The organism is Heyndrickxia acidicola (genome assembly GCF_001636425.1).
Taxonomy (GTDB): Bacteria; Bacillota; Bacilli; order Bacillales; family Bacillaceae_C; genus Bacillus_AE; species Bacillus_AE acidicola.
This window is the reverse complement of the sequence record NZ_KV440953.1, coordinates 4,458,947-4,472,186: the sequence shown is the minus strand read 5'-3', so window position 1 is coordinate 4,472,186 and position 13,240 is coordinate 4,458,947. Positions and strand designations below refer to the sequence as shown.

Sequence of the window (13,240 nt, the reverse complement as noted above, 5' to 3'; positions counted from 1 at the left end):
CGCTCGCCGATAGGCGCCGGAGCTAGACAATAAGAAAAGCGAGACGCCTTGCTCATCGGCGTACGGATTCCGTAATCTCTGACTGAGATAAAGGATACACAGCGAGGTACGAGCTGATGTTGACTTATCGTAGGGAGGAGACGGAGAAATCCGCTAGCCGATAGGCGCTGGAGCTAGACAATAAGAAAAGCGGAGGCGCCTTGCTCATCGGCGTACGGATTTCAAAGTCCTCGACTGAGATAAAGGAAACTAGATGCTGACTTATCTTAGTGAGAGGACGCAGAAATCCGCTGGCAGATAAGCGCTGGAGCTAGACAGAGACTACACTCGCTAAATAATTTATTTAATGATGAATTTTATATACTCCTATCTTCCAAAAAAAACACCCAGCTCCGTCTACAAGAGCTGGGTGTTCCTATGCCTGGTATTTCGGAAGTGTAATCATAAAGGAAGTTCCTTTCCCCTCTTCACTCTCCACTTTAATATGGCCGTGATGCGATTCTACTAAATGCTTTACAATCGCAAGCCCAAGGCCAGTTCCGCCTGACTGCCGGGACCGGGCCTTATCCACACGGTAAAAGCGCTCAAATATGCGGGGAAGGTCCTTTTTTGAAATACCTATGCCGGTATCCTTGACATCCAATTCTACTTCCTGCCCCTTATCCATCACATCTACCGTAATAGTTCCTCCTTCTGGTGTGTAGGAAAGAGCATTCGCCACGAGGTTCAGAATAATTTGCTGAAGCCTGTCCTTATCAGCCTCCATCAGCAGGCTTTCCGTTTTAGGAAGCTCAATTTCAAGCTTTTTCTTATTCGCTTCTTCACGTAATGTGCTGACCGTTTCCAGTATCAGGTTTACAATATCCAGCTTGACAGGATTTAATGGCAGTTTGTGTTGTTCAATCTTAGAGAGATCCAGAATATCTGCAATTAGGCGGTGCAGCCGCTCGCTTTCTTCCAGCATGATAGTTAGAAAAGAACGTAATATCTCCTCATCATGCATCGCTCCATCCAAAAGCGTCTCCGCAAATCCTTTTAAGGAAGTAACAGGGGTTTTCAATTCATGTGATACGTTCGCAACGAATTCGCTTCTCATTTTTTCAAGCCTTCTGATTTCTGTGATGTCATGAAAGACAGTAATAACGCCTTTTATCTCCCCATTTTCACCGATGGACGGCGCCACATGCGCATCCAGTATTCTTTCAGCAGGAAAATAGACATGTACCTCTTCGTGGATGCTGACCCCTTCCTTCAGGCTGCGTCCAATCAGCTGGCTCAGCCCGAAATTTTTACCTGCCTCAATATGTAATTTACCCAGCAGCTGGTCATTCTTTCTAGCAATCATCTCTTCCATTGCCCGGTTAACAAGCATAATCCTTCCATCCGTATTGATCAGCATCACGCCGCTCACCATATTGGAGAGCACACCAGTCAGCCGCTGCTGATTTTCACGAATTTCTTCCATTTGCGTCTGCAGACTGCGGGCAAGCTCATTAACCGCATCCGAAAGCTGTTCCATTTCACCTGTCGTTTTAATGGTAACCCTACTTTTATAGTCCTTCTTTGTCAGCCTTTGCGCCACCTCAATGATGGCTTCAATCGGCCTTGTAAAGCCTTTTGCCATCCGGATTCCAATCAAAGCGGATAGGATAAGCGTAATCGCCATCGCCAAGCCGAAACTGATCCACAGATTTTTCAAGACCCTTTCAATGTTGTCAAGCGCAAAAGCCACTCGAACCACAGCAATGGTTTTCCCGTGATACACGAGAGGCTTGGCCAAATACATCATGCTGTAGCCCAGTGTTTTGCTGTATCTGATGGATTCGCTGCTTTTCTTGTGCTGCGCCACCACTCCCAGAAATTCAGGCCTTTTCGAATGATTTTCCATGGTTTCAGGGTCATGATTCGAATCTGCCAAGACCTTTCCCTTTAAATTAATGATAGTAATCCTTGGCTGATGGTCTTTGTAAAAATTCTCTATTTTCCCTTGAATGGCTGGAGATTCATCCAGCACTTCTTTAGGACTGACAACATTATAAACAAGGTCGGCATCCTGTGACAGCTGGTGCCTTGACATGTTCATATAGGTTTGCTTCATTACATCACCGATAAATAACCCTACACCCGCCAATACAACGGTAAGAAGAAGGAGAAAGGTGAGGGAAATTCGGAGCCAAAGCTTATTCATCCTTACATCCCTTCCATTTTATAGCCGAATCCCCTGACGGTTTTAATATATTTCGGCTGCCTTGTATCCTCTTCAATTTTTTCCCGCAGGTGGCTGATATGCACATCGACAATCCGGGTATCGCCTGCATAATCATAATCCCAGACCGCATCAAGCAGCTGATCGCGGCTTAATACTTTTCCATTATGATTGCCTAAATAAAGCAGCAGCTCGAATTCCTTAGGCGTAAGGACCAGCTTTTCACCTTTGAAATGGGCTTCAAATTGATCCGGATAGATTGCCAAATCACCGATGGAAATCAGCTTTTCATTCTTGCTGGTATCTTCCTCTTCTGTTTTTGCCCTTCTTAAAATGGCTTTGATTCTCGCCACAACCTCGCGAGGGCTGAACGGTTTTGTTAAATAGTCATCTGCTCCAAGCTCAAGGCCGAGGATTTTATCAAACTCATCTCCCTTGGCTGTCAGCATTAAAATAGGGGTTTTTATTTTTTCTTGGCGGAGCCTTTTACAGATTTCCATACCATCCATTCCCGGAAGCATTAAATCCAAGACAATCAGATCATGGGTTTCACCGGAAGCAAGCTTGTACCCTTCTGTTCCGTTTAAAGCTGTTTCAACTGTGAAGCCTGCTTGTTCAAGATTAAATTTTAATAATGTTACAATCGATGGCTCATCGTCTACTACTAAAATTCTGCTCACTTTATGCCCCTCCAAAAATACTCTTTTTCTTCATTGTAGTCTGTAAAGATGGGTATGTCACCCTTCAAAATAACTCAAGCGCTTACAATCAGGTGGTAATTAGATATATTTTTGCATCGGCTCAGTTGCTCTGCCTTTTGATTTCCGATGAGTGTATATGTTTTTTGCATGTGGATGAGGAGAATTTTTGCCGTATGCTCGTACAGGGGGCTGCCTCATATTTCGCTTTTCTATGCAGGAGTCGCGCAAATTGCACTTCAATCAAACTTTGGGTTCAAGTCTACTCAGATGCAACAGAGCCATGAGAATGTGCCATGATCATCCTGCTGGTTGATTTTCGCTGCAGGTACTCGCTTTCCTCGGGACGGCCGGGAGCCTCCTCGCCGCAAGCTCCTGCAGGGTCTCCCTAAGTCCGCTTTTCCCGCAGGAGTCTCGTACCTTCCGCTCCAATCAACATTAAGTTCAAGTCTACTTCGGATGTAACAGAGTCAAGGAAAGTGCCCTGTTCTCCTGCCAGTTGATCTCCGCTTGCAGACACTCATTTTCCGCGGGGCGGCCGGCTCCTTCGGGATTTTTGCTTACTTAACATGGTTTTTGGAAGTACACATCCAATCATTTCTCGGGGATTGCGATTTTTTTGTTAGTATTTACGTAATTTTCTTCAGTCAACCGCTTTACGTAATTAGCTAAGCAAAGAAAAAAAGCTGAGCACTTATTGTGCTGCAGCCTGTTCACGAATAATATATTTACAATGCTTTCCGCCCTTTGCCATACAGCAGGCTTGCTCTATTTGGTCCGTTTGTAAAACCTTTTTAAATAACGATTGCTCACATGCACATGCTTTTGTGTAACGATGTGCGACTTCAAAAATCGGGCAATTGTATTCTATCAGCTCATACTCCCCGTTTCCTTTATCTTCCCACTCCACCATATAACCATTTTCATTTTGAATTTTTGCCAGCTCTGCGACTCTCTCTGCCAAATTTTTATCTTCGATCCGATCTTTGTATTTCTTTTCCAGTCTTGTTTCTCTCTTTTCAAATAAAGAATCAATCATTTCCGGTCCGTTTATTTCTTCGATATCCTGAAGAAAGTCAACGGTTATGCTGGAATAATTCTTAGGGAACCACCCCTCTCCCTGCTTGGTTAACCCATACAGCTGGACAGGCCTCCCCATATTCTGGCGGATGGTCTCAGTCTCAATGAGACCATCGGCTTCTAATTTATTCAAATGCCTGCGGATAGCCATACCAGTGATTCCCAGGTGCGCTTCAAAGTCCGTCACGCTCAGCTTTTTATACTTTTTAATAAGATACAAAATCTCTTCTTTTGTAGGAGCTTGTTTTGTCATTTGTCCACCCCTTCTCCCATTACCAGGATCCATTTTCTTCAAGTATAGCAGGTTTTTAAACAAAAATATATAAAAAGTCACAGTAAGCCATTTGCTATGACCGCTACTAAAAAATACTATATTTTGGAATTCAAAATTCATATTGATTTAATAAAAAATAGTTATGATAAGTAAATAAGGTGTTTAGCTGTATGTTAAAATAATAATACAATGGCTAATATTATAAAAAGGCTGAAAACACAAACTACGAACTCTGCATCATCAATAACTATTTTATTTTTCATCTGAAAGGAGCATGTTGATTATGGCTTATGTCATTACAATGCCTTGCCGCAATGAAAAAGCGGCTGAATGTGTGGAAGTGTGCCCGGTTGACTGTATAGCAGAAGGAAAAGACCAATACTATATCGACCCTGATATTTGTATCGATTGTGGTGCTTGCCAGGCGGTATGTCCCGTTGATGCCATCTTTCATGAGGAAGAGCTTTTGGACGAAGACCTCCCATCACTGGAAAAAGCAAGAGAATTCTTTACAAGCTAACCCGAAATGCGGAAAGCGCCTGCCTATCGGCGACCAGCATAAGACAAGGCGGCTAGAAGGTTTGCTCTTTAATCTTCTAGCTGACTTGGTTTATGACCTCGAGCCGATGGCGCTTGGAGCTAGACAATCAGAAAAGCGCAAGCGCCTTGCTCATCGGCGTACGGATTCCGTAGGCTTCGACTGAGATAAAGGATACACAGCGAGGTACGAGCTGATGTTGACTTATCGCAGGGAGGAGACGGAGAAGCCCGCGAGCCGATAGGCGCTGGAGCTAGACAATCAGAAAGACGGGAGGAGCTTCGTGATCGGCGTGCGGGTACCGTAGGGTGGGCCTGAGATCAAGGATACACAGCGAGGTACGAGCTGATGTTGCCTTATCGCAGGGAGGAGACGGAGAAGCCCGCGAGCCGATAGGCGCTGGAGCTAGACAATCAGAAAGACGGGAGGAGCTTCGTGATCGGCGTGCGGGTACCGTAGGGTGGGCCTGAGATCAAGGATACACAGCGAGGTACGAGCTGATGTTGCCTTATCGCAGGGAGGAGACGGAGAAGCCCGCGAGCCGATAGGCGCTGGAGCTAGACAATCAGAAAGACGGGAGGAGCTTCGTGATCGGCGTGCGGGTACCGTAGGGTGGGCCTGAGATCAAGGATACACAGCGAGGTACGAGCTGATGTTGCCTTATCGCAGGGAGGAGACGGAGAAGCCCGCGAGCCGATAGGCGCTGGAGCTAGACAATCAGAAAGACGGGAGGAGCTTCGTGATCGGCGTGCGGGTACCGTAGGGTGGGCCTGAGATCAAGGATACACAGCGAGGTACGAGCTGATGTTGCCTTATCGCAGGGAGGAGACGGAGAAGCCCGCGAGCCGATAGGCGCTGGAGCTAGACAATCAGAAAGACGGGAGGAGCTTCGTGATCGGCGTGCGGGTACCGTAGGGTGGGCCTGAGATCAAGGATACACAGCGAGGTACGAGCTGATGTTGCCTTATCGCAGGGAGGAGACGGAGAAGCCCGCGAGCCGATAGGCGCTGGAGCTAGACAATCAGAAAGACGGGAGGAGCTTCGTGATCGGCGTGCGGGTACCGTAGGGTGGGCCTGAGATCAAGGATACACAGCGAGGTACGAGCTGATGTTGCCTTATCGCAGGGAGGAGACGGAGAAGCCCGCGAGCCGATAGGCGCTGGAGCTAGACAATCAGAAAGACGGGAGGAGCTTCGTGATCGGCGTGCGGGTACCGTAGGGTGGGCCTGAGATCAAGGATACACAGCGAGGTACGAGCTGATGTTGCCTTATCGCAGGGAGGAGACGGAGAAGCCCGCGAGCCGATAGGCGCTGGAGCTAGACAATCAGAAAGACGGGAGGAGCTTCGTGATCGGCGTGCGGGTACCGTAGGGTGGGCCTGAGATCAAGGATACACAGCGAGGTACGAGCTGATGTTGCCTTATCGCAGGGAGGAGACGGAGAAGCCCGCGAGCCGATAGGCGCTGGAGCTAGACAATCAGAAAGACGGGAGGAGCTTCGTGATCGGCGTGCGGGTACCGTAGGGTGGGCCTGAGATCAAGGATACACAGCGAGGTACGAGCTGATGTGGGCTTATCGCAGGAGGAGACGGAGAAATCCGCTAGCCGATAGGCGCTGGAGCTGGACAATCCGAAAAGCGGAAGCGCCTTGCTCATCGGCGTACGGATTCCGTAGTCTCTGACTGAGATAAAGGATACACAGCGAGGTACGAGCTGATGTTGACTTATCGCAGGAGGAGACGGAGAAATCCGCTAGCCGATAGGCGCTGGAGCTGGACAATCAGAAAAGCGGAAGCGCCTTGCTCATCGGCGTACGGATTCCGTAGGCTTCGACTGAGATAAAGGATACTCAGCGAGGCCGATAATAGAAAGAGCACTGGTTCCTCATGGGGCTAGTGCTCTTTTTTATGAGTGCGTTGAGCGGTTTGCAACATTTATTCGCTTTTCTGCAACATTCCTTTGAATTTCTGCAACATTTATTCGCTTTTCTGCAACATTTTCCGTAAAAATTGCTACATTTATCCTAAATTATGCAACGTTCTTTTTACGAAGACCATTTTCCACTGTTCCCTTATCCCCCATCCAACATTTCCGCACACAAAAATCCCTCCTGTTCTTTATTCAGGAGGGATTTTTGTGAATTTCCCACCAAACATGTTCTGAATTCCCCGTTTACCGGCTAAAACTTTGCTAAAGTGCAGATTTAATTCCCGTAAAACTTAGCAACCCTGAAACTCCAGTCCTATTGCCCTACTCCATCCACTCTGTGTGCAGCGCCTGCTTCAGTAATTTCCGCTCTCTTTCCTGGTGCTTTTTAGAAAGGTTGTCCTCCGTGTAGGAGTAGATGCCGCTGCCCGTTTTGGCACCGAGTTGATTTTTTTGGACATGTATATTGATAAGATCGGGAGCACTCTCCTCCGTGGATAGCTCCGGGGAAAGCTGATCAAGGACGCGCTTCCAGGTGTCCAAACCCCCGAAATCGGCTATTTCAAACGGGCCGGAAACACTCCAACGGAAACCGGGTCCTGCCGTAACCGCCTTATCAATTTCCTCTGCACTGGCCACTCCTTCTGCCAGTAAATGAAAGGCTTCCCTCATTAATGCAGCCTGCAGCCGATTGGCAATAAATCCGGGTGTTTCCTTTTTTAACTCGACAGGCACTTTGCCAATTTTCTTCATTAACTCGATTGTTTCTTTTACTGTGTTACTGTTAGCACTTTCACCTTTTACTATTTCCACAAGAGGCACCGTTTGAGCAGGATTGAAGAAATGTGTAATAATCATGCGTTCCGGCCTCTGGCTTTTTTCCGTTAATTTTGAAAGAGGAAAAGTAGAGGTATTGGATGCGATGATAGCATTAGCAGGTGCAAGCTCATCCAGCTCCTGGTATATGGACCATTTTAGTTCAAGGATTTCAGGAATAGCCTCAATAATAAAATCAGCTGTTTCTACACATTCCTTGAGACTTGTGCAAAGCGATATTCTTGATAGGGTTTCAGCCTTTTTTTCCTCTTGTAACACCGCTTCCTTTACAAGCAATGAAAGATTTTGATCTATTTGACTAAAAGCTTTTTTTAATAGTCCCTCGTTTAAATCATAAAGAAAAACTTGATGGCCCTTTAAAGCGAAAATTTGGGCAATGCCATGCCCCATAACACCAGAGCCAATTACTGAAATCGTTTTCATTTTTATGCTCACTTCCCTTTTTAATAGACTATTTCTACAAAAAAGAGAAATGTTCCTTCCATGGCTGTTGATTTCCATACCAGACACTTGCTTTTCGTCGGGCGGCTCGGGATTCTCGTGTAAACATTCCCCTCACCATTGGCTTTAACAGAACCAAAAAAAGCCTCTTCCCCAATGGAAAATGGCTTTTTCTAGTAGAGCTGGCCAGCATTTTTGACAGGATCAAGAGAGCGTATTTCCACCTTCGATTTTGGACATAGCCTCGTGAATTTTTTCCTGAACCCCTTCGTCCTGTCCTTTCAGGTCATCCAAAGTTATCTGGCCGTTTCGCAGCCGGTCAGCCAAATAATTAATTTGTTCCTCCATTGAAACAGGCAGTTGAGATGTTAAATACATTTGCTTTAGTTCATCTCCCAATTGCTTCTCCTGGACCATTTTCAATCGCTCCTTTAAAGGATTATTTTGGCACTGACTTATTTTTTGCCATTTTTTCTTATTTATGTAAGGAACAAAAATCTTAAAGGAGGACCGGAGCACTATTCTGTTTGCAAAGCCTGCCACTCTTTATTCAAATGACCATATATGACCCGGTCGTGAAACTCTCTATTTAAAAACTCATAATCCCGGATGGTTCCTTCTTTCTTAAATCCCACTCTTTCTGGAATGGTACGGCTCCTGAGATTTTTCTCAGCTACATTTATTTCAACTTTATTCGAATCTAAATCTAAAAAGGCATGGCGGATAAATAGAGCACATAAATTGCTTGCAAGTCCTTTTCCCTAATCGATAGGCGCTTAAACTAGGCAATGCATTATTTTTTATCCCTTAAAAAAAACGCCGAAAGGGCAGTCAAAATGATCAATTTTTGCTTGTTTTCACTTTTTTTAAACGCTTCTCGTCCTTTTCCACTTCATTAAAATACCATCCCAAGCTCATATAACCAGCTATTGATAAGATTCCTGCCACGATTTCTGCCCAGATCATCTGCATCCCCCTTAGCTTAATGAAGTCTCAATTCTATTTTACAGTTTTTGCCTTATGATAGGAAGTCTTTTGGTATTGTTTACTGCTATTCTGCCCAAATCAAATTTTTATTGATGTACCAGTGTGCTGCTATTCTCCCAATAGGTTCTCCGTCATTCAAACATGATTGAAATAGCGCTATACACTAATAACAACGCCATGACGATGTTAAACTGACTTCGGTATTGAGTAAGAAATTTTTGAAAAACCGATCCACAAACACCCCATAGTGACGTTGCGGCCAAGCCAATAAAGGCTAATAACAAGGAAAAGATAAGCAGGCTCACGTTAGAGTGATAATTCGGAATGATAAAAGTAGATATAGTGGTTAAACCATATAAAATGGCTTTAGGATTGATAAACTGTAAAAGCACCCCTGCCAAAAAGTTGCTCTTAAAATTTGTATCCGCATTGGCCTTAGATTTATTCTTAAGCATCTTAAATGCTAAATACAGCATATAAACGGTGCCTAACAAAGTCATGCCAAACTCAATCTTGGGAATAAAGTCCTTCAGCAAAAGATTAAAATAACTGCACAGTTCCATTATGACAAAGAATCCAATTCCTACACCGATACAAAATCGAAATGCCTTTTTAAAGCCAAATTGATGGGCAAGGCCCATTGCCATAATATTATTGGGACCAGGAGTAAATGAGGCAACAAAAACATACAGCAAGAATGGTATGATATGCATAAAGAACAACCCCTTCATATGTTATAATGACCAGAAAAACCAATATAACGTTTAAATTGTACTTTATCATTGTATATTATAGACGTTATAGAGCACAAGAGGAGAGTAACTTAAAATGGAAGATGTCCAGTTAATTATTGCACGAAATTTAAAGGCCTTTAGAGATAAAAAAAAGCTAAGCCTTGAACGGGTGGCAGAGCTTACGGGAGTCAGCAAAACCATGATCGGCCAAATCGAAAGAGGGGAATCAAGCCCGACCATCACCACGGTGTGGAAAATTGCAAATGGGCTAAAAATCTCTTTTACCTCTCTTATCAATAATCCACAGCCGGATACAATTGTTGTTCAGAAAAGTGATGTACAGGTCTTGTCCGAGGATGATGGAAAATATCGTGTATATCCCTATTTTCCTTTTCAAGAGAATAGACGATTTGAAATGTATTCTGTGGAAATTGAAAAAGAGGGAGCTTTGGAGTCAGAACCGCACACAGAAGGGACAGAAGAATATATAACAGTATTCGAGGGGCAATTAAACATAGTTGTAAATGGAGAAGAATTTCACCTGCTTCCCGGGGATTCAATCAAATTCAAAGCGGACAGGTCCCATATTTATCGGAATGAGGGAGACTCAATCGTTCAATTAAGTATGGTCATATACTATCCTGAGTAAATCCTTGTTTTTAAAAAAACAGGGATTTTCTCCTTTTAAAAGGATGTGCGGCCATTTATTTTCCAGCATTTTAATGCATTTTTCCTGTAGTTCAATTTAACAAGGGCATTCTCTAATAAACACCGACACGAAAAAGAGCCAAGATCTCCTGGCTCTTCTCCTCTACAATAGGATTCACAATTACTGCAGTTCTGTATACACCACTAAACGGTTCGATCTTTCAGTGGTCACAGGATTATACTTGCCTTCACAGGTAATTAAATTCAGCATGCGGCTGTAGGTATAGCCGAATATTTGATCAATAGGAGCATTATTTCGCGGATAGACAGCAAGCCTTTTGACAACAAATGTAAGCTTCTTGCCTTTGCTATCCAATATATAAAGCTTATCACCCGGTTTTAGCTTGTTTAAATGATAAAATACGGCTGGATTCACAGTATCATCCACATGCCCATCAATCACTGCATTGCCTTGATCTCCGGGCTTCGTTCCGTCTTTATACCAGGCTACCGTTTTGCTGCCTTTTGGAACTCCGACCTTCCCACTCGGAAGCAAGCCCACTTTGTCTACAGAGGCTTTTACATGAATCGCAGGAATTTCCAATGTTTCGGGAATCACTCCTGCTGGTTCCTCAGATTCTGCCTGAGAAACGGCCATTTGTGCAGGTGCTTTCAGCATCGATACTGCAACCGGCTGTTTGTGTACTTGTACAGATTTATCTGTACTGGCACTTTCTTTTTTGGCATTCATACTGCTGGTACAGCCTGCAAAAACGGCTGTTACAAGCAGTATGCATACTATCACAGCTAATCGTTTCATTTCACTCACCGCTCTTATTCATATTCTTAAAGGGCTGTTTACCTGAAATAATATTTACAGCTCTATACGAAAACCTTTTAAAAATAGTAGAGGAACTCCCCTCCTATTCCATAGCTGTTATCTTAGTTTGTTTTTTTTCTGCGTATCATCATGGCTGCAAGGATAGAGGATAACGCAAGCCCGATTACTGTCCATTCCGCCACCGTATTGGTGCTGTTATGCTCAGCAGGCGGTGTCAATCCTGTTTTAGGCATTTTGGAAGGCATGCTGCTTTCAAATTTACTTGGGAATTGGCTGACAATGGCGCTGGCAAGACCCTGGCCTACCATAAACATATGCATGTACGCTGTGTTCACCTCAGAGTAAGTGGCAGTGTAATTTCCAGCTTCATAGCTGTTAAAGGCATACAATAGCTCGTCGACGTGAGTTTTTAATCCTGCTTCTAAATCGGCAACCTTTAATCGTCCTCCAGTAGCCGTTGATAGGAATTGGGCTTGTTTTACCCGATAGGAATTAAGATTACTGATCGCCATATCCTTGCCTTTTGTATCCTTATTACCTGTCGCTTTTACATAATCCACGAAATATCCGATATGGCTGCTCCAAATTTGTTGGAATTGTTTCCCTGCAGCACTTCCATAAACGGAAGCAATTGCGTTGGATAAATCCATCGTATTATTATTTAATGCGGCAGCGGCAGCCTGGAAATCCTTCGCTCCATCTCCGCCTTTTTGCATCGCGGTAATCGCAAGAGCGGCATGTTCAGACAACAGATAGTTTAATTTTTCACGAAGCTCAACGGCTGGTGTGTCTACCGTTGAATGATTGAATTTAGAAGGAAATTGCTGCGTGATCGCCCATGAGAGCCCTTTTCCTGGTGTATACATATGGCTGATGGCTTCTCTGACGTTCATATAAGCAGCTGTATAATTCCCAGCGACATAATTGTTAAATGCATCAAGAAGATCTTGTACATGCATCTTAAGGCCTTCTTCAAGCTGTGCTGCTGACAATCTTCCTCCTGTTGCTTTGGAGAAAAAGTCTGCTTGTGTAATGGTGTATGAATTCAGGTTTTTCATCGCTTTTTGCTTGGCAGCATCATTTTTAGCGACTGTTGCTTTTACATAATCCACGAAATATCCGATATGGCTGCCCCAAATTTGTTTAAACTGCATGCCGGCTTGTTCTCCATATACAGATGCTACCGCCTTACTTAAATTGTCGGTGTTTTGGTTTAATGCATTTGCAGCTGCTTGAAAATCCTTTGCACCTTTTGCACCCTTCTGCATTGTAATAATAGCAAGATATGCATGCTCGGATAACAGGCTGTCCAAGTCAGCCCGTAAATTAGCTGCCGGTGATGCAATTGAAGCAGATGGTGACATCATCATATTGCCATTCATTGTGCTGGCAGATGCACTGATTGATCCTGCAGCCGGAATAAGAAGTGATAGACTTAAGGGTACACTCACCAACGTTTTCTTTACATTAATATTCATGAAAAACACTCCTTTTAATTTGTATTTACTCTAGTAACGAAAGGAGTTCAGATTTGGATCACACTAAAATGAATTTTTTCTTAAAAAATCTTTGAAATGTCATTTTGGGGAAAGCTATTGTATGGGAACTTGCTTGCGTTTAAGCAGGCGGTGAAGATTTTTTTCAGTTTTTCAACCTGGTAAATGGGTATCATAAACGCGATGAAGGTCTTACGTTAACGTCAGTCACAATTTGGTAAACAAACTTCAGACTGGTGTGGAAAACAATCTTAAGATCCTTCTGTCCAGCTGAATCAGGTCTGATTGCTTCCTCTATTTTTCTTATGAAAATAGGTGCTTTACAATTTCTTTTGTTGAGGGTACTATCATGAAATAATACACTCACAATTTTAATAGGAGGAAAAGGGATAAAATAGCCCATTTGGATGAGAGTTATTTTTTAAAGAGCGATTGTTCAGTTTTCCTTTTAAAAAAGAAGAATAAGAATATAATACATATGACTCTTTTATTTTAAAGGCTGAACAGAATAGCTTATACGCCAGCCAATTTTTAC

19 protein-coding genes and 1 pseudogene are annotated in these 13,240 nt (G+C 43.8%); 10 read left to right on the top strand and 10 right to left on the bottom strand.

Annotated elements, in window-relative coordinates:
* Positions 1-415: 415 nt before the first annotated feature.
* The 3 genes from pnpS to A5N88_RS20775 all read right to left on the bottom strand — a co-directional run bounded on the left by pnpS (position 416) and on the right by A5N88_RS20775 (position 4,237).
* The gene (gene pnpS, locus A5N88_RS20785; RefSeq protein WP_066269579.1) at positions 416-2,188 is read right to left on the bottom strand and encodes a two-component system histidine kinase PnpS; all 1,773 of its coding nucleotides are present in this window, start codon (positions 2,186-2,188) and stop codon (positions 416-418) included.
* A gap of 2 nt (positions 2,189-2,190) precedes the next feature.
* Positions 2,191-2,886 carry a response regulator transcription factor gene (locus tag A5N88_RS20780; protein WP_066269578.1) on the bottom strand — a complete coding sequence of 232 codons (696 nt, stop codon included), beginning with the start codon at positions 2,884-2,886 and terminating at the stop codon, positions 2,191-2,193.
* 712 nt (positions 2,887-3,598) lie between these two features.
* The gene (locus A5N88_RS20775) at positions 3,599-4,237 is read right to left on the bottom strand and encodes a helix-turn-helix transcriptional regulator (RefSeq protein WP_066269577.1); all 639 of its coding nucleotides are present in this window, start codon (positions 4,235-4,237) and stop codon (positions 3,599-3,601) included.
* 304 nt (positions 4,238-4,541) lie between these two features.
* On the opposite strand from A5N88_RS20775, the gene A5N88_RS20770 reads away from it, so the two are divergent.
* The 9 genes from A5N88_RS20770 (at position 4,542) to A5N88_RS25175 (ending at position 6,330) form a co-directional block, all read left to right on the top strand.
* Complete coding sequence (locus A5N88_RS20770; RefSeq protein ID WP_066269576.1) at positions 4,542-4,778, top strand: ferredoxin family protein; 237 nt, start codon at positions 4,542-4,544, stop codon at positions 4,776-4,778.
* A gap of 326 nt (positions 4,779-5,104) precedes the next feature.
* Positions 5,105-5,266 carry a hypothetical protein gene (locus A5N88_RS25210; RefSeq protein ID WP_157090745.1) on the top strand — a complete coding sequence of 54 codons (162 nt, stop codon included), beginning with the start codon at positions 5,105-5,107 and terminating at the stop codon, positions 5,264-5,266.
* Complete coding sequence (locus A5N88_RS25205) at positions 5,257-5,418, top strand: hypothetical protein (protein ID WP_157090745.1); 162 nt, start codon at positions 5,257-5,259, stop codon at positions 5,416-5,418. Before A5N88_RS25210 ends, A5N88_RS25205 begins: the two co-directional genes overlap by 10 nt.
* A complete protein-coding gene (locus A5N88_RS25200) occupies positions 5,409-5,570 on the top strand; it encodes a hypothetical protein (protein WP_157090745.1) in 162 nt (53 codons plus the stop codon). The genes A5N88_RS25205 and A5N88_RS25200 overlap by 10 nt, the downstream gene beginning before the upstream one ends.
* A complete protein-coding gene (locus A5N88_RS25195) occupies positions 5,561-5,722 on the top strand; it encodes a hypothetical protein (protein ID WP_157090745.1) in 162 nt (53 codons plus the stop codon). The genes A5N88_RS25200 and A5N88_RS25195 overlap by 10 nt, the downstream gene beginning before the upstream one ends.
* Positions 5,713-5,874: a hypothetical protein gene (locus A5N88_RS25190; protein WP_157090745.1), complete on the top strand. Its 162-nt coding sequence runs from the start codon at positions 5,713-5,715 to the stop codon at positions 5,872-5,874. Before A5N88_RS25195 ends, A5N88_RS25190 begins: the two co-directional genes overlap by 10 nt.
* Positions 5,865-6,026, top strand: coding sequence for a hypothetical protein (locus A5N88_RS25185; protein ID WP_157090745.1), 162 nt, complete (start codon positions 5,865-5,867; stop codon positions 6,024-6,026). The genes A5N88_RS25190 and A5N88_RS25185 overlap by 10 nt, the downstream gene beginning before the upstream one ends.
* A complete protein-coding gene (locus A5N88_RS25180; RefSeq protein ID WP_157090745.1) occupies positions 6,017-6,178 on the top strand; it encodes a hypothetical protein in 162 nt (53 codons plus the stop codon). Before A5N88_RS25185 ends, A5N88_RS25180 begins: the two co-directional genes overlap by 10 nt.
* On the top strand, positions 6,169-6,330 hold the full coding sequence (locus tag A5N88_RS25175; protein ID WP_157090745.1) for a hypothetical protein: 162 nt from the start codon (positions 6,169-6,171) through the stop codon (positions 6,328-6,330). Before A5N88_RS25180 ends, A5N88_RS25175 begins: the two co-directional genes overlap by 10 nt.
* A gap of 715 nt (positions 6,331-7,045) precedes the next feature.
* Here A5N88_RS25175 and A5N88_RS20765 read toward each other — a convergent pair.
* The 5 genes and pseudogenes from A5N88_RS20765 to A5N88_RS20750 form a co-directional block, all read right to left on the bottom strand.
* Complete coding sequence (locus tag A5N88_RS20765; RefSeq protein WP_066269574.1) at positions 7,046-7,981, bottom strand: 3-hydroxyacyl-CoA dehydrogenase family protein; 936 nt, start codon at positions 7,979-7,981, stop codon at positions 7,046-7,048.
* Between the two features lie 222 nt (positions 7,982-8,203).
* The gene (locus A5N88_RS20755; RefSeq protein ID WP_066269570.1) at positions 8,204-8,416 is read right to left on the bottom strand and encodes a hypothetical protein; all 213 of its coding nucleotides are present in this window, start codon (positions 8,414-8,416) and stop codon (positions 8,204-8,206) included.
* Between the two features lie 101 nt (positions 8,417-8,517).
* Positions 8,518-8,748 (bottom strand): annotated as a pseudogene (locus tag A5N88_RS25170) (GNAT family N-acetyltransferase); the annotation flags it as partial.
* Positions 8,749-8,839: 91 nt separating this feature from the next.
* Positions 8,840-8,965 carry a hypothetical protein gene (locus A5N88_RS26220; RefSeq protein WP_260525572.1) on the bottom strand — a complete coding sequence of 42 codons (126 nt, stop codon included), beginning with the start codon at positions 8,963-8,965 and terminating at the stop codon, positions 8,840-8,842.
* 152 nt (positions 8,966-9,117) lie between these two features.
* On the bottom strand, positions 9,118-9,699 hold the full coding sequence (locus A5N88_RS20750) for a LysE family transporter (protein WP_066269568.1): 582 nt from the start codon (positions 9,697-9,699) through the stop codon (positions 9,118-9,120).
* A gap of 115 nt (positions 9,700-9,814) precedes the next feature.
* Here A5N88_RS20750 and A5N88_RS20745 point away from each other — a divergent pair, with 115 nt between their 5' ends.
* Entirely contained in the window at positions 9,815-10,369 is a 555-nt protein-coding gene (locus A5N88_RS20745; RefSeq protein ID WP_066269567.1) for a helix-turn-helix domain-containing protein, read from the top strand.
* Between the two features lie 180 nt (positions 10,370-10,549).
* On the opposite strand, the gene A5N88_RS20740 is transcribed toward A5N88_RS20745, so the two are convergent.
* Positions 10,550-11,188: a class F sortase gene (locus A5N88_RS20740; RefSeq protein WP_066269562.1), complete on the bottom strand. Its 639-nt coding sequence runs from the start codon at positions 11,186-11,188 to the stop codon at positions 10,550-10,552.
* Between the two features lie 122 nt (positions 11,189-11,310).
* A complete protein-coding gene (locus A5N88_RS20735) occupies positions 11,311-12,687 on the bottom strand; it encodes a copper amine oxidase (RefSeq protein ID WP_232317605.1) in 1,377 nt (458 codons plus the stop codon).
* Between the last annotated feature and the right edge of the window lie 553 nt (positions 12,688-13,240).

Bases quoted from the DNA above. Each gene is read 5' to 3' on its own strand.
- A5N88_RS20745 (WP_066269567.1), top strand. From the start codon at position 9,815: ATGGAAGATGTCCAGTTAATTATTGCACGAAATTTAAAGGCCTTTAGA.
- A5N88_RS20765 (WP_066269574.1), bottom strand. From the start codon at position 7,981: ATGAAAACGATTTCAGTAATTGGCTCTGGTGTTATGGGGCATGGCATT.
- A5N88_RS20750 (WP_066269568.1), bottom strand. From the start codon at position 9,699: ATGCATATCATACCATTCTTGCTGTATGTTTTTGTTGCCTCATTTACT.
- A5N88_RS20755 (WP_066269570.1), bottom strand. From the start codon at position 8,416: ATGGTCCAGGAGAAGCAATTGGGAGATGAACTAAAGCAAATGTATTTA.
- A5N88_RS20770 (WP_066269576.1), top strand. From the start codon at position 4,542: ATGGCTTATGTCATTACAATGCCTTGCCGCAATGAAAAAGCGGCTGAA.
- A5N88_RS20735 (WP_232317605.1), bottom strand. From the start codon at position 12,687: ATGAATATTAATGTAAAGAAAACGTTGGTGAGTGTACCCTTAAGTCTA.
- A5N88_RS26220 (WP_260525572.1), bottom strand. From the start codon at position 8,965: ATGATCTGGGCAGAAATCGTGGCAGGAATCTTATCAATAGCTGGTTAT.
- A5N88_RS20740 (WP_066269562.1), bottom strand. From the start codon at position 11,188: ATGAAACGATTAGCTGTGATAGTATGCATACTGCTTGTAACAGCCGTT.
- A5N88_RS20775 (WP_066269577.1), bottom strand. From the start codon at position 4,237: ATGACAAAACAAGCTCCTACAAAAGAAGAGATTTTGTATCTTATTAAA.
- pnpS (WP_066269579.1), bottom strand. From the start codon at position 2,188: ATGAATAAGCTTTGGCTCCGAATTTCCCTCACCTTTCTCCTTCTTCTT.